At 57.8% G+C, this 24,456-nt stretch carries 23 protein-coding genes; 14 read left to right on the top strand and 9 right to left on the bottom strand.

Annotated elements, in window-relative coordinates; translation table 11 throughout:
* Positions 1-19: 19 nt before the first annotated feature.
* The 7 genes from fis to ppa form a co-directional block, all read right to left on the bottom strand.
* Positions 20-310 (bottom strand): DNA-binding transcriptional regulator Fis, encoded by a 291-nt coding sequence (gene fis / locus NAT21_RS08255; protein ID WP_250937196.1) that lies wholly within the window; start codon positions 308-310, stop codon positions 20-22.
* Positions 307-1,329: a tRNA dihydrouridine synthase DusB gene (gene dusB / locus NAT21_RS08250; RefSeq protein ID WP_434084392.1), complete on the bottom strand. Its 1,023-nt coding sequence runs from the start codon at positions 1,327-1,329 to the stop codon at positions 307-309. Before dusB ends, fis begins: the two co-directional genes overlap by 4 nt.
* Before the next feature lie 82 nt (positions 1,330-1,411).
* Entirely contained in the window at positions 1,412-2,329 is a 918-nt protein-coding gene (gene prmA / locus NAT21_RS08245; RefSeq protein ID WP_250937191.1) for a 50S ribosomal protein L11 methyltransferase, read from the bottom strand.
* 73 nt (positions 2,330-2,402) lie between these two features.
* Positions 2,403-3,746, bottom strand: coding sequence for an acetyl-CoA carboxylase biotin carboxylase subunit (gene accC, locus NAT21_RS08240; protein ID WP_250937188.1), 1,344 nt, complete (start codon positions 3,744-3,746; stop codon positions 2,403-2,405).
* Positions 3,747-3,765: 19 nt separating this feature from the next.
* Positions 3,766-4,239 (bottom strand): acetyl-CoA carboxylase biotin carboxyl carrier protein, encoded by a 474-nt coding sequence (accB, locus tag NAT21_RS08235; RefSeq protein WP_250937187.1) that lies wholly within the window; start codon positions 4,237-4,239, stop codon positions 3,766-3,768.
* 217 nt (positions 4,240-4,456) lie between these two features.
* Positions 4,457-6,379, bottom strand: coding sequence for a protein-disulfide reductase DsbD (gene dsbD, locus NAT21_RS08230; RefSeq protein WP_250937186.1), 1,923 nt, complete (start codon positions 6,377-6,379; stop codon positions 4,457-4,459).
* A 44-nt stretch (positions 6,380-6,423) separates the two neighbouring features.
* The gene (gene ppa, locus NAT21_RS08225; RefSeq protein WP_250937185.1) at positions 6,424-6,960 is read right to left on the bottom strand and encodes an inorganic diphosphatase; all 537 of its coding nucleotides are present in this window, start codon (positions 6,958-6,960) and stop codon (positions 6,424-6,426) included.
* A gap of 205 nt (positions 6,961-7,165) precedes the next feature.
* On the opposite strand from ppa, the gene NAT21_RS08220 reads away from it, so the two are divergent.
* Complete coding sequence (locus NAT21_RS08220) at positions 7,166-8,905, top strand: bifunctional protein-serine/threonine kinase/phosphatase (protein WP_250937184.1); 1,740 nt, start codon at positions 7,166-7,168, stop codon at positions 8,903-8,905.
* 81 nt (positions 8,906-8,986) lie between these two features.
* Here NAT21_RS08220 and NAT21_RS08215 read toward each other — a convergent pair whose 3' ends face one another.
* Positions 8,987-10,246, bottom strand: a complete 1,260-nt coding sequence (locus NAT21_RS08215; protein WP_250937183.1) for a 6-phosphofructokinase — start codon at positions 10,244-10,246, stop codon at positions 8,987-8,989.
* A 188-nt stretch (positions 10,247-10,434) separates the two neighbouring features.
* Here NAT21_RS08215 and mpl point away from each other — a divergent pair, with 188 nt between their 5' ends.
* On the top strand, positions 10,435-11,796 hold the full coding sequence (gene mpl / locus NAT21_RS08210; protein WP_250937180.1) for a UDP-N-acetylmuramate:L-alanyl-gamma-D-glutamyl-meso-diaminopimelate ligase: 1,362 nt from the start codon (positions 10,435-10,437) through the stop codon (positions 11,794-11,796).
* 7 nt (positions 11,797-11,803) lie between these two features.
* On the opposite strand, the gene NAT21_RS08205 is transcribed toward mpl, so the two are convergent.
* The gene (locus NAT21_RS08205) at positions 11,804-13,213 is read right to left on the bottom strand and encodes a bifunctional DedA family/phosphatase PAP2 family protein (protein WP_250937177.1); all 1,410 of its coding nucleotides are present in this window, start codon (positions 13,211-13,213) and stop codon (positions 11,804-11,806) included.
* Between the two features lie 154 nt (positions 13,214-13,367).
* Here NAT21_RS08205 and NAT21_RS08200 point away from each other — a divergent pair, with 154 nt between their 5' ends.
* The 12 genes from NAT21_RS08200 (at position 13,368) to lipA (ending at position 24,437) form a co-directional block, all read left to right on the top strand.
* A complete protein-coding gene (locus tag NAT21_RS08200; RefSeq protein ID WP_250937175.1) occupies positions 13,368-14,648 on the top strand; it encodes a glutamate-5-semialdehyde dehydrogenase in 1,281 nt (426 codons plus the stop codon).
* A complete protein-coding gene (gene nadD, locus NAT21_RS08195) occupies positions 14,641-15,288 on the top strand; it encodes a nicotinate-nucleotide adenylyltransferase (protein WP_322974098.1) in 648 nt (215 codons plus the stop codon). The genes NAT21_RS08200 and nadD overlap by 8 nt, the downstream gene beginning before the upstream one ends.
* Positions 15,289-15,351: 63 nt before the next feature.
* The gene (gene rsfS, locus NAT21_RS08190; RefSeq protein WP_250937172.1) at positions 15,352-15,711 is read left to right on the top strand and encodes a ribosome silencing factor; all 360 of its coding nucleotides are present in this window, start codon (positions 15,352-15,354) and stop codon (positions 15,709-15,711) included.
* Positions 15,708-16,175 carry a 23S rRNA (pseudouridine(1915)-N(3))-methyltransferase RlmH gene (rlmH, locus tag NAT21_RS08185; RefSeq protein ID WP_250937171.1) on the top strand — a complete coding sequence of 156 codons (468 nt, stop codon included), beginning with the start codon at positions 15,708-15,710 and terminating at the stop codon, positions 16,173-16,175. The genes rsfS and rlmH overlap by 4 nt, the downstream gene beginning before the upstream one ends.
* Positions 16,176-16,199: 24 nt before the next feature.
* Complete coding sequence (mrdA, locus tag NAT21_RS08180; RefSeq protein ID WP_250937167.1) at positions 16,200-18,110, top strand: penicillin-binding protein 2; 1,911 nt, start codon at positions 16,200-16,202, stop codon at positions 18,108-18,110.
* A gap of 9 nt (positions 18,111-18,119) precedes the next feature.
* A complete protein-coding gene (rodA, locus tag NAT21_RS08175; RefSeq protein WP_250937166.1) occupies positions 18,120-19,244 on the top strand; it encodes a rod shape-determining protein RodA in 1,125 nt (374 codons plus the stop codon).
* 14 nt (positions 19,245-19,258) lie between these two features.
* Complete coding sequence (gene mltB / locus NAT21_RS08170) at positions 19,259-20,287, top strand: lytic murein transglycosylase B (protein ID WP_250937163.1); 1,029 nt, start codon at positions 19,259-19,261, stop codon at positions 20,285-20,287.
* Position 20,288: 1 nt separating this feature from the next.
* Complete coding sequence (locus NAT21_RS08165; RefSeq protein WP_250937160.1) at positions 20,289-21,149, top strand: septal ring lytic transglycosylase RlpA family protein; 861 nt, start codon at positions 20,289-20,291, stop codon at positions 21,147-21,149.
* 72 nt (positions 21,150-21,221) lie between these two features.
* The gene (locus tag NAT21_RS08160; protein WP_250937158.1) at positions 21,222-22,394 is read left to right on the top strand and encodes a D-alanyl-D-alanine carboxypeptidase family protein; all 1,173 of its coding nucleotides are present in this window, start codon (positions 21,222-21,224) and stop codon (positions 22,392-22,394) included.
* Between the two features lie 110 nt (positions 22,395-22,504).
* The gene (locus NAT21_RS08155; protein WP_250937157.1) at positions 22,505-22,774 is read left to right on the top strand and encodes a YbeD family protein; all 270 of its coding nucleotides are present in this window, start codon (positions 22,505-22,507) and stop codon (positions 22,772-22,774) included.
* Positions 22,771-23,463: a lipoyl(octanoyl) transferase LipB gene (gene lipB / locus NAT21_RS08150; protein ID WP_407658223.1), complete on the top strand. Its 693-nt coding sequence runs from the start codon at positions 22,771-22,773 to the stop codon at positions 23,461-23,463. Before NAT21_RS08155 ends, lipB begins: the two co-directional genes overlap by 4 nt.
* Positions 23,463-24,437, top strand: a complete 975-nt coding sequence (gene lipA / locus NAT21_RS08145) for a lipoyl synthase (RefSeq protein ID WP_250937156.1) — start codon at positions 23,463-23,465, stop codon at positions 24,435-24,437. The genes lipB and lipA overlap by 1 nt, the downstream gene beginning before the upstream one ends.
* Positions 24,438-24,456: the final 19 nt, after the last annotated feature.

Genomic DNA, 24,456 nt, shown 5'->3' with positions numbered 1-24,456 from the left:
GAGGCTGCCATGAAGCGGCCTAGATAAGATCGTACTGCTTTAGTTTCTTGCGAAGCGTGCCACGGTTGAGGCCCAGCATCTGGGCGGCCAGTGTCTGGTTGCCTTCCGTGTTGAGCATGACAGCCTGCAAAAGCGGCGCTTCCACTTCAGCCATCACCATGGCATGAAGATCGGTGACATTGCCGCCATCCAGGTGCTGGAAATAGCGTGTCATTGACTGCTCGACCGCTTCACGCAGCGTGCGCGGTGGGTCAATCGTGGCAGGTGTTGAGTCGATCATGTCACTGGCTATCGCTGGTTTGCTGGTCATGCGGCAAAGGTTCCATCAGGCGCTGTAAAAAGATCGGCGTGATCAAAAAAAGTATCAATGAAGGCATGCTGTTGTGCTGGCGACTCCAGCTTGTTGAAGCGTTGTCGCCATTCCCCGGGAGCCTTCAGGCCGTCGAGATACCAGCCTAGATGTTTTCTGGCGATACGGACGCCCATATGCTCACCATAAAAGTCGAGCAGGGCGCCGAGGTGGTCGTGAATGACCTGACGACGCTCGGTGTTCGAAGGTGGCGCGGAGTGCTCGCCGGTAGCCAGAAAATGCACGATATCACGGAATATCCATGGGTTGCCCTGCGCCGGACGACCAATCATGACAGCGTCTGCGCCGGTCAGTTCCAGAACCCTGGCGGCCTTGTCCGGAGAATCGATGTCACCATTGGCGAAGACAGGAATGGCGACGCTCTGCTTGACCTGTCTGATCGTGTCGTATTCAGCTTCTCCGGTGTAGCGCTGCTCCCGGGTCCGGCCATGAACTGCCAGTGCAGCAATGCCGGCGTCTTCTGCCATGCGGGCGATGCGTACGGCATTGCGGCTATCTTCACACCAGCCGGTGCGCATCTTGAGGGTCACCGGAATGCTGACGGCGGATACCACGGCATGCAGGATGTCGTATACCAGCGCTTCATCGCGCATCAGGGCCGAGCCGGCGGCCTTGTTGCAGACCTTCTTGGCCGGGCAGCCCATGTTGATGTCGATGATCTGTGCGCCAAGATCGGCATTGGCGCGGGCGGCATCAGCCAGCATGTCCGGATCCCCGCCGGCAATCTGGACGCTGCGCAGGCCGCTTTCACCGCTGTGATCAAGCCGCAGGCGAGACTTGGGGGTATGCCATAACCGCCTGTCGGCGGTGACCATTTCCGATACGGTCATGCCTGCACCCAACCGCCGGCACAGGGTGCGAAACGGTCGATCCGTCACGCCCGCCATGGGCGCAAGGATGACTCTGTTATCCAGTGTGTACGGCCCTATGCAGGGTGATAAATGTGTCATGGATCGCATGTCGGCAGGAAGGCGGAAAGCGGCCCATGATACCGAGCGTGTGCAGGATATTGAAGCACTCTCTCGGTATCGGGGCCTTATTTCAGCAGTGAGTAGGACAATAGCCGTCCAGTCGGACCCAGCCTTCGTCTTCTTCCGGGGAATTCATGATCAATCCCCGGGCTTCGTAGGCAGCCATGACCTCATCGGCCTGGTGCGCCAGAATACCGGACAGGGCGATGAGACCGCCGGGGGCAACAGAGCCTGCGATCATGCCGGCCAGCTCAATCAGGGGCGAGGCCAGGATGTTGGCAATGACAATGTCGTACTGGCGTGCTGGTGCCTGTTCCGGGTAGTGCAGCACGAATTGCTCGTCGGTAACGCTGTTGCGTTCGGCATTGTCACGACTGGCCTGCAGGGCCTGGGGGTCAATGTCGGTACCATCGGCAAAACCTGCGCCAAGTTTCAGGGCGGCAATGGCGAGGATGCCCGAGCCGCAGCCCACATCCAGTACATCCTTCCCTGTCAGGGCGCCGGCGCAGGCCAGGCTATCCAGCCAGCGCATGCAAAGGGCCGTGGTCGGGTGTGTGCCGGTGCCAAAGGCAAGTCCCGGGTCAAGCAGCAGGTTGACGCCCTCCGGGTCCGGTGCCTCATGCCAGCTTGGAACCACCCACAGGCGTTGTCCCATGCACAGGGGTTTGAAGTCTTCCATCCAGGTCCGGCTCCAGTCCTGGTCATCCAGAACATCGTAATCGATGACCGGGCAGGGCTCGCCGGGCTGCTGCGTCGCCCAGGCAGCAGCCACCCGGGCCAGCATGGCATCGGCGCCGCCAATATCATCGTAAAGGCCGGTTAAAACGGTCTGATTCCACAGGGGGGTTGAGCCGCGTTCAGGCTCGTAGACCGGGGAGTCCTTTGCGTCTTCAAGCGTGATCGCGCAGGCGCCTTCCGTGAGCAGAAGCTCTTCCAGAATCTCTGCCTGCTCGGGAGCAATATGGGCTTTAAGCTGTAGCCAGGGCATAACGTATCCGTGCAAAAAAGCGATAAAAAAGGGGCGATTGGATCGCCCCTTGAGTGTCGTACCAGTCGCGCGGCTAGCTAAGGCCGAGCTTCTTCTCGAGGTAGTGAATGTTGACACCGCCCTCCTGGAAGGCCTCATCACGCACCAGATCCTTTTGAAGATCAATATTGGTCCGAATACCTTCTACCAGCAACTCGTCCAGGGCATTGCGCATCCGGGTCAGTGCACTTTCACGATGCTCGCCCCAGGTAATCAGTTTGCCGATCAGCGAATCATAGTGAGGCGGTACCGTATAGCCGGTGTACAGATGTGAATCCATCCGAACGCCAAGGCCGCCGGGGGCATGATAAAATGTCACCTTGCCCGGTGATGGCATGAACGTGCGTGCATCCTCGGCGTTGATCCGGCACTCGAAGGCGTGACCATCTGCCTTGACGTCTTCCTGGCGGATGCTCAGTGGCATGCCCGAGGCAATCTTGAGCTGCTCCTTGACAATGTCGACACCGGTAATCATTTCAGTGACCGGGTGTTCGACCTGAACCCGGGTGTTCATTTCAATGAAATAGAACTCGCCGTCTTCATACAGGAACTCGAATGTACCGGCGCCGCGGTAATTGATCTTGATGCAGGCATCAACACAGGCCTGTAGTACCCTGGCCCGGGCTGTTTCATCAATATGCGGAGCGGGCGCTTCTTCCAGTACCTTTTGATGACGACGCTGCAGCGAGCAGTCGCGATCGTACAAATGAATGGCATTACCCTGACCATCGGAAAGTACCTGAACCTCGACGTGCCGGGGTTTTTCCAGGTATTTTTCCATATAGACGACATCACTGCCGAAGGCCGCGTTGGCTTCGGCCTTGGTGATGCTGACAGCAGAGAGCATCTGGCTTTCAGAGCGCACGACTCGCATTCCGCGTCCACCGCCACCCGCTGCTGCCTTGACCATGATGGGGTAGCCGACACGGCGACCGATGGCCAGAATTTCCTCGTCATCATCCGGCAGGGGGCCGTCGGAGCCTGGTACGGTAGGTACGCCGGCAACCTTCATGGCCTCGATGGCCGATACCTTGTCACCCATCAGGCGGATGACGTCGGCAGACGGGCCGACAAAGATGAAGCCGGAGCGTTCCACCTGCTCGGCAAAACCGGCATTTTCCGACAGGAAGCCGTAGCCCGGGTGAATTGCGGTCGAATCCGTTACCTCGGCGGCAGAAATCAGTGCCGGGATATTCAGATAGGATGCGCTGGAGGATGCCGGGCCGATACAGACGGCTTCGTCGGCCAGGCGCACGTGGATCAGGTCCCGATCAGCCTTGGAGTGCACGGCAACAGTCTTGATGCCAAGCTCCTTGCAGGCTCGCAGGATGCGAAGTCCAATTTCGCCGCGGTTGGCGATCAATACCTTCTCTAGCATGAGGGGTGTCCGTTGCGAATCAGGAAATGATGAGCATGGTTTGATCGAATTCAACCGGCTCGCCGTCTTCCACCAGAATGGCTTCGACGATACCGTCCTTGTCAGCCTCGATCTGGTTCATCATTTTCATGGCTTCAACGATACAGATCACATCGCCTTTCTTGACGCTGTGACCTACTTCGACAAAGGACTTGGCGCCCGGGGCCGGGGAGCGATAAAACGTGCCTACCATCGGAGAGGTCACGGCATGGCCGGCCGGGACGGAGGGGGCGGCGGAGTCTTCAGCCATCGGGGCTGCCTGCGCTGCCGGTGCCGGAGCGGGTTGTTGCGGCATTGCCTGCGGGTAATAACCACCCATCATGGGCTGCTGCATCTGACCCTGCCCCATGTTGCGACTGATGCGAACGGACTCCTCGCCTTCCTGAATCTCGATTTCGTTGATATTGGATTCTTCCAGAAGTTCGATCAGCTTTTTGACCTTGCGAATGTCCATGGGGGATATCCTGAATGTACATGGCTTGAGGTGTGGCACGGGGCCATCACCGTGAAAAAAGGAGGGTGTCAGACGCTGTTAACCTTGTCGTGTTTCAACACGATCACATCATTAACAAGCAAAATAGCGTCTGAAGTCACTGTTGGCGGAGTTTGCCGAAAAATGAAAGAGGTGTCCAGTCCGGGAGGCCTGGTAGCACAAACACTGTTTCTGAACCTTAGTCTGCCAGCACTTGTTCAAGCGCCTGTTGCAGACGTGCTGCCTCAGGCTCACCGATCAGACGGGTTGACTTGATTTCGCGCTTGCCATCATAAAATAAAAGTCCGGGTGGGCCGAACAGTCCCAGCTCCTTCAACAGCTTTCGACTGGCGAGTGAGTTGTCGGTTACATCCAGTCTGATAAGGGCCAGTTGCTTCAATGAAGCATGAATGGGGGGGCGGGGAAACAGTTCGTGCTCCATCGCCTGGCAGCTGATACACCAGTCGGCATAGACATCCACCATGGCCTTTTTACCTTGTTGACCTGCCTTTTCCAGCGCGGCCTGAAGTTCGCTTTGGTTGGTTACCGTTGTGAAGGTAAGTGTCGCTGGCGACGATGCGCGTGGTGCCTGCTCTGATGTAAAGGGAGCCAATGGCATCAGAGGCGATGAGCCCCCTGCCAGTGCGCCCAAAAGGGCACTGCTGCCATAAAGCCCCAGCGTCATGCCAGCGACCAACATGATGATACGGCGTGGTCGGGCGGGGTCGCTGGCTGGCGCTGAAGACACCCACAGGGTGACGGCGCTCATCAGCGCGAGTATGCCCCACAGGGCCATGCTGATCGTGCCGGGCAGCCAGCGTGCCGATAGCCAGATGGCCATGCCCAGCATCAGTATGGCAAAGCCGTGCTTGACTGTTTGCATCCAGGCGCCGGAGCGTGGCAGCAGGTGCGCGCCCAGTGTGGTGGCAATGATCAGCGGTAGCCCCATTCCCGCGCCCAGCAGGCCCAGCGCCAGGGCACCCTGCCAGACATCGGCGGTGGCTGACAGGTAAAGCATGATGCCGGCCAGAGGCGCTGAAATGCAGGGAGAGACTACCAGCGTTGACAGGGCGCCGGCGCCGGCAAGGCCCAGTGGCCCGCCGGTATGCAATCGCGTCTGCCACTGATCCGTTCGCTGCTGCCAGCGTCCGGGCAGTCTGACCTGTACCAGGTCGAACAACCACAGCGCAAATATCACAAACAGCAACGAAAAGGTCCCCAGTACCCAGGGAGACTGCAGGCGTGCCTGCAGATTCAGTGACGCGCCGAACAGGCCAAGTAGAATTCCCAGTACGGTATATGTCAGCACCATGCCGGTAACGTAACTGCTGGAAAGGCTCAGGGCACGACGTCGAGTGCTTTGGCGGCCGGCAATCAGCGACGCCAGTATCGGCAGCATGGGTAACACGCAGGGAGTGAATGTCAGCCCCAGTCCTGCCAGGAAATACAGGCCGAATGACCAGAGTCGTGGGGCATTATCCGGCGGCTCGATACCTTGTGTGGCCGGCTCGGACCTGACGGTATATCTGTCGGTGCTGGCTTGAGGTGATGCATTGAGAGGGCTGTCGCCACCGGTATCGACAGTCAGGGTGCGTGTTTCAGGCGGGTAGCACAGCCCGGCATCGGCACATCCCTGATAGTGAACCACAAGGCTCAGGGTTTCAGGCAGGGGGCCGTCAATGCTTCGAATGGGAGCAGATACCGTGACGTCGTGATAGTACGCCACAATGTCGCCGAGATAGTCGTCGTGTTTTGGCGTGCCTGCAGGCAGATCAAGCGAGCCAAGCGTTACGCCATCAGTCTTGCTGTCAAAAGCGAACTGACGCTTGTAAAGGTAATAGCCGTCGGCATTGGTAAAGCGTACAAAAAGCCGGCCCTGGTCTACCCATGCGCTGGGCGAAAAGGCCTGATCCACCGGCAGGAAGGCCGTGGCTTCACTGTGTTGGCCGGGAAGAGGGCTGCGGGTGGTGTTGCCATCGAACAGGCCGGCCTGGGCCGAAAGGCTCGAAAGAAGGGTCAGCAGCAGGAGGCAGGAGGCCAGAATCTGGGTCATGACAGGGCTCGGTGCAGGCACGCCGGTATCAGCGCGGCGCTGTAGAATGCGTAGGACAGTACGCACCATCAAAAAGGCCACCCGAAGGTGGCCCGTATTACGGTGCGACAGAACTAGTTGGACTCGTTCTGGTAGGCCGCGATGGACTTTTCGATGGCCTTGCGAGCGGCATCAGCATTGTCCCAGGACTCGATCTTGACCCATTTGCCCTTTTCGAGATCCTTGTAGTTCTCGAAGAAGTGCGCGATCTGCTGGCGAAGCAGCTCCGGCAGGTCGGTGACTTCCTGAACGTCATCGTAAAGCGCTGACAGTTTCTCGTGCGGTACGCAGACCAGTTTGGCATCTTCACCGGCTTCATCGGTCATGTTGAGTACGCCGACCGGCCGGGCCCGAATGACAGCACCTGGCTGTACCGGGTAGGGAGTTACAACAAGTGCGTCGAGCGGGTCGCCGTCATCTGCCAGAGTGTTCGGGATGAAGCCATAGTTGGCAGGGTAGAACATGGGGGTGGCCATGAAGCGATCCACGAGCAGCGCGTCCATGTCCTTGTCGATTTCGTACTTGATCGGCGCGTGATTGGCCGGGATCTCGATGGCGACATAAATGTCGTTGGGAATATCCTTTCCGGCCGGAATCTTGTCGAAACTCATGGTGAGTCCTTGCTTGGGTCAGTAAAACATAACGTAAAGTGGACGAATTATACGAACAGGCTCGTCCGATTACCAATGCCAGGTTTTTAGAGTTACGCTTTGGCACAATTTTGTGCGATGCACCATGCGGAGTGCTCAACCCTGGCGGCAGAATGCTTTATCATATGTTTTCAGCTTTAAAAAGAACTGAAAGCGAGGCGCGTGAATGGAAGATGCCGCTCGATTGAGTTTTGGTCAGGCGTTTGTGGCTGCGGACAAGCGCTACCATCGTTCCTCGATGGTGGTACAGATTCCCGACGGCGAAATGATGGCCAGTCAGGGTGCGTGCGCGCTGATTTCGGACTCGACATCACGCAATGCCATTGCCCGCCAGGCAGGCGACCTGTCGGCTCGTGGCTTTCTGGCTGACTATTATTCAACGCCCGAGCACTGGGACGTCAAGACGGCGGCAACACGAGTACTGCGTGCGCTGAATGGGTGGTGCTATAGCCAGAGCCGTTTCGTCAAGGGTGGGGGGTATGTGAGCTCCCTGTCAGCGATGGTGTTTCAGGGCACGGATGCCCACCTGTTTCACATGGGTGATACGCTGGTCTTTCGCCTGCGCGGCGCGGAGTTCGAGCAGATTTCCCGGGATCACGTGACCGATATCGGCGGCTATCGGTATCCTTCCCGCGCTCTCGGAATGGACGCCAATATCGATATCGATTACATGACCCTGCCGATGAAACAGGGCGATATCTTCCTGTTCACAACCCAGGCCGTCAGGGGAACGTTGCTGCCCTCCGATTACGTCCAGCAGATCCGTCTTTCTGCCGATTCTCTGGATGGGGCCTGTCAGCAGCTGGCCAGAGCCGCGGCTGCCCGTGCAGGGGAGCGGGGGTATGATGGGCAGTCGTTCTGCTTTCAGCTTGTCCGGGTGGATCGGTTGCCCGAGTCCGGCAGTGAAGGGCCGGACTTCCGCTTTGGCAAGCTGCCGGTGCCACCGGAGCTGGTGCCGGGGGAGCAGTTCGAGGGTTATGATATCGAGGTGGCACTTTCTCCTGGCGGGAAAGCGCGTGTATACCGTGTTCGCGATGTTGATACCGACCGTCGCTTCATCTTCAAGTCGCCCAGCCCCGGGCTGGCGCTGGATGATGCATATCTGGCTCATTTCATGCTGCAGCAGTGGGTAGCCGAGCGGGTCAGTTCACCGTTTATCGTACGCTCTGTCTCGCCGGCGCGCCCGCGTCGCCATCTTTATTACCTCATGGAGGATGTAGAGGGGGAGCCGCTTGATCAGTGGATGGCGCGCCACCCGGAAGCCAGCCTCGAGCAACGTCTGGATATTGCCCAGCAGATTTGCAAGGCCGTGCATGCTCTGCACCGCAAGAATATTCTCCATCAGGGGATCTGCCCCGAGAACATCATGCTGGACCGCCATGAGGGCGTGGTGCTGATTGATTTTGGAGCCTGCTACTTCATGGAGCACGATGATCAGGAGGGTGCTCGCGCACTGGTGTATGACATCGGGATGAACCCTCATCATTCGCCTGAATATGCGTTGAAGGATAATGTCAGTCGACGCAGCGATCAATTTGCGCTGGCCTCTGTCATTTACTGGCTGGTCAGCGGTGGCCTGCCTTACGGAGAGAGTCTGAATGGCCTTGCGGGTCGAAGTGAACTGGATGGTCTCTCCTACAGGCCGCTTGCACTGCAGCAGCCATCATTGCCACCGGTACTGGATGACACCCTTCGGCGAGCATTGATGCCTCAGAAGGCTCTGCGGTATCGACGCCTCTCTGAACTTGTGTATGGACTCAAGCTGGCGCGCCAGGCCTGGCATGCCGGGCAGGAGCTCATGGAGCCGCCGCCACAGCATGTTCCTGCCGGTCGCAGGACAGAAACCCGCTGGAAGATCGTGGCAGGGATTTCATTGCTGGCTCTGATTATTTCGTGGTGGTTTTGAGCGGATTACCGCCTCTGGTGGGACGCGGGGCAAAAAAAGGCAGCGACATCGGTCGCTGCCCCTGAGCCCCATCAGGCTGCTTCAGATTTCAAACGGTGCCAGCTTTTTCGGTACGGTAGCCAGTTTCAGTTTGGCATAGTCCGGCATGCCGTTGACGAACGGCGGGAAATCCTCGCCCTGGATCAGTGGCTCCAGGTAATCGCGGCAGGGCTGGGTGATGCCGAAGCCATCTTCACGAATGAAGTCAGCCGGCATGAATTTTTCCTGGTTGGCGATGTCGGCCAGCGGCGCATCAAAGATCGACCAGCTGTAGGGCGACTGACTGTCACGGCGAATGGCAGGCATGATGGCGTTCTTGCCTTCCAGAGCACATTCGACGGCGCGCACGCCGACGGCGTAGGCCTGCTCGACATCTACCCGTGATGCGAGATGGCGTGCAGAGCGTTGCAGGTAATCCGGGACTGACCAGTGATACTTGTAGCCCAGGTCCTGTTTCACCATGCCGGCCAGTGTCGGTGCGACACCTCCGAGCTGACGGTGGCCGAAGGCATCGGTATTACCTGCATCAGCAAGAAATGAGCCATCTTCGTAGCGGGCGCCTTCCGAGACCACAATGACGCAGTAACCGTATTGCTTGACGGTTTCATCGACCTTGCGCATCACGCGCCGGCGGTCAAAGGGGACTTCCGGGAAAATGACCATGTGAGGAGGCGCGGCGCCTTCTCCGCCAGCCAGCGCGCCGGCGGCGGCAATCCAGCCGGCATGACGTCCCATGGCTTCCATCACGAAGACCTTGGTAGAGGTGGCGCACATGGAGGCCACATCAAGCGCGGCTTCACGAATGGATGTCGCGATGTACTTGGCCACGGAGCCAAAACCGGGCGAGTTGTCGGTCAGCGGTAGATCGTTGTCGACGGTCTTGGCAACGTGAATTGCCTGGAGCGGATAACCCATGCGCTCGGAAAGCTGTGACACCTTCAGGCAGGTATCGGCACTGTCACCACCGCCATTATAGAAAAAGTAGCGAATGTCATGGGCCTGGAATACTTCGATCAGGCGCTCGTACTGAACCCTGTGAGTGTCGATGCCCTTGAGCTTGTAACGGCAGGAGCCGAACGCGCCGCCGGGGGTATGACGCAGTGCAGCGATGGCCTCATCACTTTCCTGGCCCACGTCAATCAGGTCTTCTGTCAGGGCACCAATGATGCCGTTATGGCCGGCATACAGGTGACCGATACGGTCACTGTGCTGTCGACAGGTTTCGATCACGCCACAGGCACTGGCGTTGATGACCGACGAGACACCGCCGGATTGCGCATAGAAGGCATTATGTTTTGCCATGGAAACTTCCTGCTGTTTTTTGGGGTTCTTCTCTCTTCTCTCTCTGAAATGCCGGGTTGCCTACTTGCGCTAACCGAACACTTGCGCCGGCCATCTTAGCGAAAAGAGATGACCGCTGCGAGGCAGAGACTGACGACTTGTTGATCTGCGTGCTAGTCTGATCCGGCTTTATTGATGAGTCAGGATTTATGCACGTTCATATTCTAGGTATATGCGGTACGTTCATGGGCAGCCTTGCGCTGCTGGCGCGGGAGTGCGGGCATCGGGTGACCGGCAGCGATGCCAATGTCTATCCGCCGATGAGTACTCAGCTTGAAGAGCAGGGCATCAGACTGATGTCCGGCTTTCATCCTGATAACCTGGCCGATACTCCGGATCTGGTGGTGATCGGAAACGCGCTGTCGCGCGGTAACCCTGAGGTGGAAGCAGTTCTTGATCGAAAGCTGCCTTACACCTCCGGCCCACAGTGGCTTGCCGAGCATGTGCTGCCGGGGCATCGTGTGCTGGCAGTAGCAGGAACACACGGGAAAACGACAACGGCGAGCATGCTGGCGTGGATTCTCGAGTGGGCGGGTCTGGCGCCCGGATTTTTGATCGGGGGTGTGCCCGGCAACTTTGACGTATCGGCGCGCCCGGCCAGCGGCAAGGCACCACTGTTTGTGGTCGAAGCGGATGAGTACGACACGGCCTTTTTTGACAAGCGTTCCAAGTTTGTTCATTACCGGCCGGATATCGCAGTGTTGAACAATCTGGAGTTCGATCATGCCGATATCTTTGATGATCTGGCCGCCATAGAACGTCAGTTTCATCACCTCGTGCGAACGGTGCCTGGGTCGGGCAGCGTTATTGTTGCCGACGATACTGCGGCACTTGAAAGAGTGCTCGAAAGAGGCGTGTGGTCGACGGTTGTTCGGTTCGGGGGAAGCGATAGCGGCTGGCAGGCACGTCTGGCCTCCGGTGGTCAGCAGGTGCGTGTAAGTCACGGTGAGGCGGAGTACACCATCGAATGGGGCATGACCGGGCGGCACAATGCCTTGAACGCTCTGGCGGCAATGGCGGCTGCCGAGTCGGTGGGTGTCGATCCCGAGTGTGCCGCCGCTGCGCTGTGCCGGTTCAATCCACCGAGGCGCCGTCAGCAGGTGCGCGGCGAGGTGCGGGGTGTCATGGTCATGGATGATTTTGCGCATCATCCGACCGCTATCGAGGCCACCCTGGAGGGGCTTTCTTCCCTGGCACGTCAACGTGGTGGCCGCCTGTGGGCCGTGATCGAACCCCGCTCCAACACCATGCGTCTGGGTACCATGAAGGCTCGGCTGAGTAGTAGTGTCGCCCAGGCCGATGGTGTCTGGTGGTTCCAGCCGACTGGACTCGACTGGTCACTGGATGAAGTGGTCTCCACCAGTTCGGTGCCATCCCATGTTTTCCATCATATCGATGAACTGGTGGACAGTGTGGCGGGGATGGCATCAGCACATGATCTGGTGGTGGTCATGAGCAACGGCAGCTTTGAAGGCGTTCACGAGCGCCTGCTGGCGGCGCTCGTGAACTGACGCTGACTTACACGGCCGGGAACAGCATGATGCGCCCGGCCATGAGAACCGCCGTTACCCACAGCAGGTGCCCCCAGGGCAGACGTGCTACCGGTCGATGCGAAAATCGGTGGTAGCTGATCCGAGTGACCGCACAGACGCACAATCCCAGAAGCGCCCCGCCAATCAGATCGCTGACCCAGTGTACGCCCATCATCAAGCGCGACCATGCCATCAATGCAATCAGCAGGGTTGCTGCCCAGTAGACCCAATGACGTCGTTGTGGTCGCACTACGCCATCGGCAATGAATGCCGCCGCCAGCCCATAGACAACTACTGCGCCTGAAGTATGTGCGCTTGGGTAGGAGAAGGAGCCGGTCAGGTAATCCGGTGTCATGGGTCGAGCGCGGCCTACCATATGCTTGAACCAGATATTGGCCAGCGCAATGCCACCCAGGGCCCCAAACCAGTGCAACAGGGTGACCCAGTAGCGCTGAATGACAAGCCATAGCATCCATGGTGCCATCAGTACCAGAATCCCCAGCTTATCGCCGGCCTTGGCAAGCATCAGGGCTACCGCATTGGCGGCAGGGCTCTCAAGGGTGGTAAAAAAGGCGTTGGCCCGGTGATCAAAGGGCAAGGGGTCGGGATGGTGGGCAATGAAAAGGCTCCATCCGGTAAAACCGATAAGTGCGCCAATCAGCAGCAACAGTGATGGCAAGGGTGGGGCGCCTGCAGTTTTATTCATTCGAAAGCTTAACCATAAACGTCGGCGCCATGCGGCACGGCGTGCCCACTGAAGCACAAGGCGGTACAGCGAGCCTGTGCGCTCGGTATGGCGCCTGATAAATGAAAAAAGCCAGGAGGCAGTAATGACTACCAGTCCCAGCAGCAATAACCAGCCAAAACTGTCCTGATAATGGCTGAGCGTGGTTTTCCAGGTTCTGCCCAGATAATACCCCGGCAACACATAGGCCGGCGCCCATAACAGGGCCGACATGATATTGACGGTAAAAAAACGGCCTGACGGCATGTGACACATGCCGGCGACCAGCGGAATGAAGGGGCGAATCGGGCCTATGAAACGGCCCAGCAGCACCGACATCACGCCATAGCGATGAAAAAAGGATGTCCCGCGGGCCAGGGCCTCCGGATAACGGTGAAAGGGCCACATCCGCGGCAGCCGCTCTCGGTTGCTGTATCCCAGCCAGTAGCTCAGCCCGTCGCCAACGATGGCACCGAGGGTGGCGCTGACCAGTAGCAGTACGATGGACAAATTGTCATGGCCGGCCAGAGAAGCAATGGCAGTGATGATGATGACGCCCGGAAAGGCCAGTCCAACCACTGCCAGGGATTCCAGCGCCGCCACCACGCCCAGCGCGATGATCAACAGGGTGGGTGAATGTGCGATGGGGTCTATCCACGTGGAAGCTTCCATTGACCATTATTTCCTTCGTCCATGTATCTGTGGGTATCCTGCCCACTAACGCAGTGTGCCATAAGCGGGTTGTGGGTGGCCTTGATTTTTACTTGCCCGGGCAGCTGACTTATAGTGACGTGAATGCGTTATACACCGGTACAGGGAGAGAGGCATGAATCAGGGGCAGGCCGAATCAGTATCGGTCGAGGAACACGTTTACGCATTGTGTCAGGCGGCTCGTGAAGCCAGCCAGGTGCTGCGAAGTACACCGGCACACGACAAGAACAAGGCGCTGCTGGCCATGGCCGAGGCGCTGGATTCGCGCCGTGAGGCACTGAAACAGGCCAATCAGCTTGATCTTGATCTGGCCAGAGCGCAGGGGCTGGACAAGGCTCTCATTGACCGGCTGGCACTGACCGATGAGCGCATCGATGGCATGATCAAGGGGCTGAGCACGGTTGCCTCGCTGGCTGATCCGGTGGGGGCGCTTGACCAGGTGCGCGAACAGGCCAATGGCCTGCGCATCGGCAAACGGCGAACGCCGATCGGTGTCATTGGCATCATTTATGAGTCTCGCCCCAATGTGACCATCGATGCGGCAGCCCTGTGCCTCAAGGCAGGTAATGCCGCGGTGCTTCGCGGAGGATCAGAGGCTCGTCATTCCAATGCCGCCATTGCTGGCTGCGTAAAGGATGGCCTTGCGGTTGCCGGATTGCCTGACGGTTCCGTCAGTGTCATAGGTACCACGGATCGCGCGGCGGTCGGAGCACTGATCACGGCCAGCAAACTGGTTGACCTGATCATTCCGCGGGGTGGCAAGTCGCTGATTACGCGCATTTCGAACGAGGCAACGATTCCAGTGCTCAAGCATCTGGAAGGGTTGTGTCATGTATATATTGATGCCCAGGCGCAAAGTGATGCCATGGCCATGGATATTGCCTTCAATGCCAAGTGTTATCGGTATGGCATCTGTGGCGCCATGGAGACATTGCTGGTCCATCGGGACCGGGCAGCAGCGATACTGCCTGCGCTGGTGTCGCGTCTGGTGGAGCATGGTGTCGAGGTTCGGGGATGTGACACGGTGCAGTCGCTGGTTGCCGTGCATCCTGCGACGGTTGATGACTGGTCCACCGAGTATCTCGGGCCGGTGCTGGCCGTCAGGGTGGTAAATGATCTGGATGAGGCTATTGCACACATCAACCATTACGGATCCCATCACAGTGACGCCATCGTGACAGACAGTCTGACGGCCAGCGAACGCTTTATGGCCGAGGTCGACTCAAGCTCTGTCATGGTCAATGCGCCGACCTGCTTTGCTGATGGCGGTGAATATGGTCTGGGCGCTGAAATCGGTATCTCTACCGACAAGTTGCATGCACGTGGACCGGTAGGGCTTGAAGGCCTGACGACCCAGAAATACATCGTGATCGGTCAGGGGCAGTGCCGTGGCTGAGCGAATTGCCATGCTGGGGGGAACGTTCAACCCGGTTCATCTGGCGCATCTTCGCAGTGCGGTTGAGCTTGGTGAGGCGCTGGCGCTTGACCGGGTGCATATGGTTCCGTGCCATGTGCCACCGCACCGCGATGAGCCGGCTACTTCCGCGGTGGACCGGCTGGCCATGCTGAAGGCCGGCATTGATGGCGCCTCGGGGCTGCTGGCGGACGATCGAGAGTTGAAACGAGACGGACCTTCCTGGTCACTGGATACATTGCGCTCCCTTCGAGAGGAGTATGGTCCCGATGTCCGTCTGGTCATGGCCATTGGCGATGATGCGTTCGAACGGCTGGATCAGTGGCGAGCGCCTGCCGCGCTTTTTGATTATGCCCACCTGGTGGTGATCGCACGGCCGGGCCATAAGCTGTCCCTGCCAGAAGAGCTTGGCGAATGGCTGAAGGCGCGTCATGCCGCCGATCCCGCAGCGCTGTTTGATGACGCGCCGGCCGGTCGCTGGCTTCGCCTCTCGCTTCCGTCGCCCATGGCCATTTCCTCCACCGATATTCGGGCTCGTCTGTGTGCGGGAGATTCCATACGTTTTCTGGTTCCTCGCGCCGTGGAGCGTTACATTCGGGACCATGGCCTTTATGATCAATAAATGCTGGCGAAAGCTGACTGTGTCAGTACAATGCCACCTCTTTTAATCAACCGTCGAGACACCATGCAAACAGAAACCCTGACCTCTTTGGTCGTCGAAGCCCTTGAGGGGCTCAAGGGGCGTGACATTACGACGATGGACGTTTCCGAACTGACCAACGTTACGGATGTCATGATTGTAGTCAGCGGCACTTCGAGCCGTCACATCAACGCGCTTGCCAATGCCGTCGTTGTTGATGTCAAGGCCAATGGCCTTCAGCCCATTGGAGTAGAAGGCAAGCAGGGCAGCGAATGGGTCCTGGTAGATCTGGGTGACGTGGTTGTTCATGTCATGACACCGGATACCCGTGCGCTTTATGACCTTGAGCGTCTCTGGAGTGATTTGCCCTCCGATACGGATCGCGAGTCCAGGGTCCGCCATTGAAGCTGAAGATTCTGGCCGTCGGCACAAAAATGCCGGACTGGGTGGAACGCGGCGTCAATGAATATGTCAAACGCATGCCACGCGACATGCCGGTCGAGTTCATTGAGCTGGCACCGGGGCCGCGACAGAAAAGCAGCTCCGTAGACAAGGCGATTGCCCAGGAGGGTGATCGCATGTTGTCAAAGCTGCGCGAACAGGATCATGTGGTTGCGCTTGATGTCCCGGGGAAACGGTGGGATACGCCGGCGTTATCGGGGCACATGGAGCAGTGGCGATCGCTGGGACAGGATATTGCGCTGTTGATCGGGGGCCCGGACGGGCTTGACGCTCGCTGCCTTGCTCGTGCGAATCAGTCCTGGTCACTGTCACCGCTGACGCTGCCGCACCCGCTGGTTCGAATTATTCTGGCAGAGCAGCTTTACCGTGCGTGGACACTGCTCGCGGGACATCCTTACCACCGCTAATTCCAACTTGGGTCAAAGTGCGACATGCGTCCACGCCGCCGCGCAACGCTTAACAATACCCAGCAGGAAATCAGTCTGTTCAGACGCCGCAGCATTGTGGCGCTTCTGGTCGTTGTGCTGCTGATGTCGACACTTATAGGCCGTCTGGTCTATCTGCAGGTCATCAAGCACGACGTTTTTATCACGCGTTCCGACAACAATCGGATGCGCGTTGAACCCCTGCCGCCCAATCGTGGCCTCATCTTTGATCGTAATCATCGCGTCCTGGCGGAAAATCGTCCCACTTATAACCTGACCATCGTGCGTGAGCGGGCTGATGATGCTGATGAGACGCTCAGGTTGCTGGTGGATATTCTCAATCTGCCAAAGGATGATATAGCGCTTTTCGAGCGTCGTTCACGTCAGCGCCAGCGTCCCTACCAGTCCGCCCTGCTGATGAGTGATTTGACGGAAGCGCAGATCGCCAATCTGGCTGTGAACCGTTACCGACTGCCCGGTGTCGACGTAGAGGCTCAGCTACTGCGCTATTACCCCAACGGCTACGTCATGTCGCATGTGCTGGGGTATGTAGGGCGGATCAGTGAAAAGGACCTGAAACGGCTGGATGCGGGGAACTACGCTGGTACGCACTTTGCCGGCAAGCTGGGCATCGAACGATTTTATGAGGACGAACTGCACGGCAAGGTTGGCTACCGCACGGTGGAAACCAACGCCCGCGGCCGTGCGCTTCGTGAACTGGATCGCACTCCGCCGATGTCCGGGAAAAACCTGACGTTGACCATCGACAGTGACCTCCAGTCACTGGGTTACAGGTTGCTGGAGGGCAAGCGTGGTGCCATCGTGGCCATCAATCCTGCTACCGGTGGCATTCTGGCCATGGTCTCGACACCTGGTTATGACATCAACAAGTTCGTGACCGGCATCGGGACCAAGGACTATCGGGCCCTGCAGGAAGATCATGATTTGCCACTGTATAACCGGGCGGTACGGGGGCAGTATCCGCCTGCCTCGACCGTCAAGCCCTACATGGCCCTTGCCGGTCTGGAGAACGGGGTGGTTACGCCACAGACAACCGTCTATGACCCGGGCTATTACAGGCTGCCGAATGACTCGCGCCGTTACCGCAACTGGCTGCGCTGGGGGCATGGGCGCGTCAATATGCGGCGGGCGCTCAGGGTTTCCAACGATACTTACTTCTATACTGTTGCCCATGACATGGGCATTACCCGTCTGTCGGATTTCATGAAACGCTTCGGCTTTGGCACGGATTACAGCATGGATGTATGGGGTGCTCAGAGTGGCATCATGCCATCGCCGGACTGGAAGCGCGGCCGGTTCAACAAGCCTTGGTATCCCGGCGAGACCCTTTCGGTGGGCATCGGGCAGGGATACTGGCTGGCGACGCCGCTACAGATGGCGACAGCTGCCGCAGTGCTGGCCAACAAGGGCAAATGGGTGCGTCCGCATCTGGCGATGAAGGTGGGTGATACTCCGATCGCTCCTCCCTTCGCGGAAACGCCGCCGGATGTCGAGCTGAAAAACAGCCAGTGGTGGCATCTGGTCGACCAGGGGCTTGAAGACGTCATTCAGAGCAATGAAGGGACGGCCAGGTCGCTCAAGCGGGGACTTGAATACACGATGGCAGGCAAGACCGGGACGGCGCAGGTCTTTACGCTGGGCCAGAACCAGAAGTACAACGCCTCCGAGCTGCGTGAACGATTGCGGGATCATGCGCTGTTCATGGCCTTTGCCCCGGTTGATGAACCCCAGATAGCCATTGCCCTGATCATCGAAAATGGTGGTGGTGATCATCTGGCAGCGCCCATCGGCCGCAAGATGCTGGATGCCTGGTTGCTGCCTCGAATGAAAAAGGAGGCAGCAGTGGCTGCGGCTCCCGATATTGAAGAGCTTGCCAGTGGTGCGTCTGATCATTAAGGAAGGCTTATGCAGCATGTAGCATCACGTTCTCGCCGGCGTCATAAAAAAAGATTTCATTGGCGCAGCTGGCGAATCGATCCCTGGTTGACGCTGGGGCTGTTGGTGCTGGTCTGCAGTGGGCTGGTGGTGCTTTATAGTGCCAGTGGCGAGTCCCGTTATCTGGTGGAAGCGCAAACCATGCGGTTTGTCGCAGCCTTCGCGGTCATGGCTGTGGTGGCTCAGATCCCGCCGCATTTGCTGATGCGAATGGTCCCCCTGTTTTACCTGTCGATTGTAGCCATGCTGGTTGCTGTGGATGTGATCGGTTCTCACGCCATGGGGGCGACGCGGTGGCTTGAGATACCCGGCGTTGTACGGTTTCAGCCGTCAGAGCTCATGAAGATCGTGATGCCAATGACGATTGCTGCCTATCTTTCCAAGCGTGACCTGCCTCCCAACTGGACCGATCTGGGTATCTGCCTGTTCATCATGGGATTGCCGGTAGCCCTGATTGCCAAACAGCCTGATCTGGGGACCTCGCTGCTGGTGGCTTCCTCGGCCGTATTCGTGGTGCTGCTGGGTGGTCTGTCGTGGCGACTGGTCGGTTTTTTTGCCGTGCTGGCACTCGCGGCGCTGCCGCTTTTATGGCTTAACATGCATGGCTATCAGAAGCAGCGTGTTCTGACCTTTCTGAATCCTGAAAGTGATCCGCTGGGCGCCGGCTGGAACATCATTCAGTCCAAGACCGCGATCGGCTCCGGAGGGATATCCGGCAAGGGGTGGATGGAGGGAACGCAGTCCCAGCTCGAGTTTCTGCCCGAGCGCCATACCGATTTCATTGTCGCGGTTCTGGGTGAGGAGTTCGGGCTGATCGGTATGCTGCTGCTGCTGCTGTGTTATCTGCTTATCATCTGTCGGGGGCTGTTCATGGCCAGCAGGGCTGGTGATACCTATGGTCGCTTGCTGGCGGGCAGTTTGATCCTGACGTTTTTCGTGTATGTGTTCGTCAACATCGGTATGGTCAGTGGTTTATTGCCGGTCGTCGGTGTGCCACTGCCTCTTGTCAGCTACGGCGGTACGGCCAGCGTGACCTTGATGGCCGGCTTCGGTATCCTGATGAGCGTTTATACCCATCGCAAGTCATCGTCGTGAAAAGGGAGTTCTGCATGGCGCTACATGCTGTAAAAGGAAAGGGACTGGTTGCTGGCTGTCTGGCAATATCGCTGGGCATCTTCTCTTCTGGAGCGATGGCAGCAGGGGAGTTTGACCCGGCCGACCATCCCGAGGTCAGGGCGATGATCGACAGCCTTGATGCCAAGGGGCTGGACCGCAGCAAGTTGATCCAGGTCATGCAGAACGCCGAGCTCAAGCAGAGCATCATCAAGGCCATGACACGGCCTGCCGAGCGCCACCTTCGCTGGGATGAATACCGTAATATCTTCATTCAGCCCAAGCGTGCGCAGGCCGGTGCGGCCTTTATCGAAAAATATCACGATGCCATGATGCGTGCCCAGCAGGAATACGGCGTACCGCCCGAGATCATCGCGGCCATCATCGGGGTCGAAACCTCCTATGGTGGTAACAAGGGCTCTTATCGCGTCATTGATGCACTGTCGACGCTGGCTTTCGAGTTTCCGCGTCGTGCCGATTTCTTCCGCAAGGAACTCGAAGCCTACCTGGATATTACCCTGAATCAGGGGCTTGATCCGCTGGCGCTGAAAGGGTCCTATGCCGGTGCCATGGGGTATCCGCAGTTCATGCCCACCAGTTATCAGGCCTACGCTGTCGATTTCAATGGCGACGGAATCAAGGACCTGTGGAACGAGCCGGAAGATGCCATTGGCAGTGTCGCGAGCTATTTTTCACGTCATCACTGGCAGAGCGGCGAACCGATTTACATTGATGCAACCGGTCCCATGACACCGCCCGGTGCCATCGCCTTCAACCAGGTGAGCAAGGGAACCTCGACCACCATCGCAGCGCTTGAACAGGCTGGTATCAAGGCTGACGGCGCATTGCCGAGTAATACCTCGGTGCTGCCGGTAGCGCTTGATTTCGAAGATGGCCATACCCGGTATGTTCTCGGAATGCCCAACTTCTATGTCATTACGCGCTACAACCATAGCCACCTTTACGCCATGGCAGTCACGACCCTGGCAGAGCACATCAAGGACGTCATGGCACAGGAGAAATAAGGTGTCGAGACAGTTTTGCTGCATTCTGGCACTGGCGCTGGCCCTGACGGGCTGCGCCAGCAGTGGAGGAGGCGCCGGTAGTTCCTCTTCCGGTGGTCGCTATCACCTGGACAAGGATGGGTATCCCGAGGACATGCTGGACATGTCCCATGTCAAGGACGCGGTACCTCGCAAGGAGCCGCGGTCCGCCAGCGGCAACCGACCGACCTATTCCGTATGGGGCAAGACCTACCATGTTCTGCCCAACAGTAACGGGTACAGTGCCACCGGGCTGGCTTCATTTTATGGTACCAAGTTTCAGGGGTATGCCACGGCCAGTGGCGAGCTTTATGACATGTATCAGATGACGGCAGCCCACAAGACCCTGCCACTGCCTACCTATGCGCGCGTCACCAACCTTGATAATGGCAAAAGCGTGATCGTGAAGGTCAATGACCGTGGTCCATTTCATGATGACCGTCTGATCGATCTTTCCTACGCTGCTGCCTATCGACTGGATATTCTGCACCACGGCACCGGGCGGGTTCGGGTGGATGCCATTGATCCCGATACATGGAAACAGGCAGCGCCAGTCAAACAGGCTGCAGGTGCTGTGCCTGCCGCGGTATCGAACAACCGTCAGGCCGCTGCGGCCGGCAATTATTTCGTTCAGGTGGCAGCCTTGAAGCAGGCTGCACAGGCTGAGCAGATGAGACAACAACTTGCTGCACGGGTAGCGCACCCTGTCCGTGTGATTCATGAGCAGGGGGTGTACAAGGTGCAGGTTGGACCACTGGCCGACAGGATTGTCGTACAATCAACAAAATCTGCCCTGGGGCGTGCTGGTTATCCTCAGGCGTTTACGGTCTCTCCCTCGGAGTGAATAGCAGTTTAAACGAGAGCAAGCTCTATGACTTTTTTAGCAGCATCCTTTACCCTTTTGCGGCGTTGTTCCATGGCCGCAGTGATAAGTACTGCCTTTCTGGCAGCGGCTCCGGTGCTGGCCGCCGATGAAGATCCGGTCGCTGATCCGCGACCCAATGTAGCCAATTTCGTGCCATCTCCCCCGGAGCTCAATGCCAAGTCGTGGGTATTGATGGATGCACGTAACGGCAAGATTCTGGTGCAGCACGATGCAGAAACCCGGCTGCCGCCAGCCAGCCTTACCAAGATGATGACTGCCTATATTGCTGAATACGAGATGGATCACGGCCGTCTGTCGCCGAATGATACCGTACGTATCAGTGAGAATGCCTGGCGGACCGGCGGGTCGCGGATGTTTGTCAAGGTAGGCTCACAGGTGCCGGTCAAGGACCTGATGCAGGGGATCGTGGTGCAGTCGGGCAACGATGCGACCGTCGCCATGGCGGAGCATATCGCCGGTAGTACTTCTTCCTTTGCTGATCTCATGAATCAGCATGCACAGCGCATGGGGCTTCAGAATACGCATTTCAAGAACCCTACCGGTCTGCCGGATGATGAGCACTATTCAACCGCGGCTGATCTGGCCACGATTGCTCAACACATCATCAAGGACTTTCCTGATCACTATAAGCTGTATTCCGAGAAGTATTTCACCTGGAATGGTATTCGCCAGCCGAACCGCAACCTGCTGTTGTGGCGTGATGCCCGGGTTGATGGGCTGAAGACCGGCCATACCGATGCTGCGGGCTTTTGCCTGGTGGCTTCGGGCAAGGAAAACGGTACCCGACTGATTTCCGTTGTCATGGGCACGGGGTCGGAAAATGCGCGTGCTCAGGAATCAGAGAAGCTGTTGAGCTACGGGTTCCGCTATTTCAAGACCCAGAAGGTTTACGATCAGGGGGCGGTGCTGAAAAAGGTTCGCGTCTGGGGCGGGGCCAGCAATGAGCTGTCTGCCGGCGTGGATCATGATGTTTTCCTGACGCTGAGCAGTCAGGGCAATACGGCGCTTAACGCCCGAATCAATATCAACAAGGATATCGATGCGCCCATCACGAAAGGGCAGCAGGTTGGTACGATCGATATTGTCCAGAACGGTAGCGTTATCCATCAGGAACCGCTGGTGGCCCTGAACGACATTGATGAAGGCAGCTTCTTCAAGCGCATCTGGGACAAGGTTGTTCAGTTTGTCATGAACCTGTTCTGACAGGCATGCTGATTCAGCGATGAAGTGATGCAATGAAGGCGGCCCGGCTGACGGGCCGCCTTTTTTTGCGTAAAATACCCGGCATTCCCCTGGACGTGGAGCGACATATCATGTCTGCATCTGATGAGCTTGTTGATTATCCGCGCGACTATGGTCTGCGCGTAGTGGGTGACAACGTTGACCAGCTCGAGCTGGACGTTATCGCTCTTATGGAAGAACACTGTGGTGACAGCTTTGATCCTGACAAGGTGACCACACAGCCCAGCAGTAATGGCACTTACATGTCGGTACGTGTGTCGTTTCGCGCTGAAAGCCCGCAGCATCTGTCACTGCTGTTCAGAGCGCTTCAGGCCAACAAGCGCGTGCGGATGGTGCTTTGAGCGCCCTGGACGCCATTGAGGTATTCTGTCTGGGTCGCCGATCCTATGAGCCTGTCTGGGCGGCGATGAAGGCCTACACTGATACCCGGGGAGACGATGACCCGGATCAGATATGGGTTGTCGAACATGACCCGGTCTTTACTCAGGGGCAGTCCGGCAAGGCCGAGCATATCCTGGCGTCTACGGGCATCCCTCTGGTTCAGACAGACCGTGGTGGCCAGGTCACCTATCATGGGCCGGGTCAGCTGGTAATGTATCCCCTGATCAATCTGCGGCGTCGCGGTGTGGGGGTACGTGACATGGTGAGCGCGCTGGAGCAGTGCGTGGTGGAGAGTCTCGCCGATCATGGCATTTCTGCAGCAGCCCGACCCGATGCACCAGGTGTTTATGTAAACCAGTGCAAGATTGCCTCTCTGGGTTTGAGGGTGCGCAAGGGAGCCAGCTATCATGGCGTTGCCTATAACCTGGATATGGATCTGACACCGTTTTCCGCTATCAATCCTTGCGGTTATGCCGGTCTGCAAATGACTCAGCTGGCTGATCTGATTACGAAAGCCGTTGATCAGTCTGCCGAAATGCACCGTGTGCTGGGGCATCTGGCACATCATCTCAACGACGCTTCATGGGTCATGCGGCCTGATTTACCTGCCGCTCTGGCCGACACTTTTTTCGACACAGGACAGCGTTAATGACCGAAACTCATGCAACTCCGAAAAAACAACGCGCAGAACGCGGTGTAAAACTGCGTGGCGCTGAAAAGGTCGCGCGCATCCCGGTCAAGGTTATCCCGACAGAAACCCTGCCTAAAAAGCCGGACTGGCTGCGGGTTCGCATGCCGGTATCCCAAGAAGTTACCCGTATCAAGGAAACCCTGCGTCGCCACAAGCTGCATACCGTGTGCGAGGAGGCATCATGCCCCAACCTTGGTGAGTGCTTCAATGGGGGTACGGCTACCTTCATGATCATGGGTGACATTTGCACTCGTCGTTGCCCCTTCTGCGACGTGGCTCATGGCCGTCCCAACGCATTGAATGAAGACGAGCCACGTGAACTTGCCGATGCCATCGCTGAAATGCGTCTCAAGTACGTGGTCATTACATCCGTGGATCGTGATGACCTGCGTGATGGAGGGGCCATGCACTTCAATAACTGCATCCGCGAGATTCGGGCTTCCAGCCCATCCATTGAAATCGAGGTGCTGGTTCCTGATTTCCGCGGTCGGATGGATGTCGCCATTGATATCATGCGCCAGGAGCCACCGGATGTGTTTAACCACAATCTGGAAACTGTCCCGACACTCTATCGGAAAGTGCGTCCGGGGGCAGATTATCAGTGGTCACTGGATCTGCTGAAGCGTTACAAGGAAGCTCGCCCGGAAGTGATGACCAAGTCAGGCCTGATGCTGGGTGTCGGTGAAACCGATGAGCAGGTTATCGAGGTCATGAAGGACCTTCGCGCCCATAATGTTGATATGCTCACGCTGGGTCAGTATATGCAGCCATCGCGTAACCATTTGCCGGTGGATCGCTGGGTTCACCCGGATACCTTTGACTGGTTCGCCGAAAAGGGCCATGAAATGGGATTTGTGCATGTGGCTTCCGGTCCGCTGGTTCGCTCAAGCTACCATGCCGACAAGCAGGCACATGGGGAAAAGGTGAAGTAAGCTCGCCGACTTCATGTTC

It is taken from the genome of Larsenimonas rhizosphaerae, assembly GCF_023700005.1.
Taxonomy (GTDB): Bacteria; Pseudomonadota; Gammaproteobacteria; order Pseudomonadales; family Halomonadaceae; genus Larsenimonas; species Larsenimonas rhizosphaerae.
The sequence above is the reverse complement of the archived record's forward strand: the minus strand, read 5'-3'. Positions and strand labels throughout refer to the sequence as shown.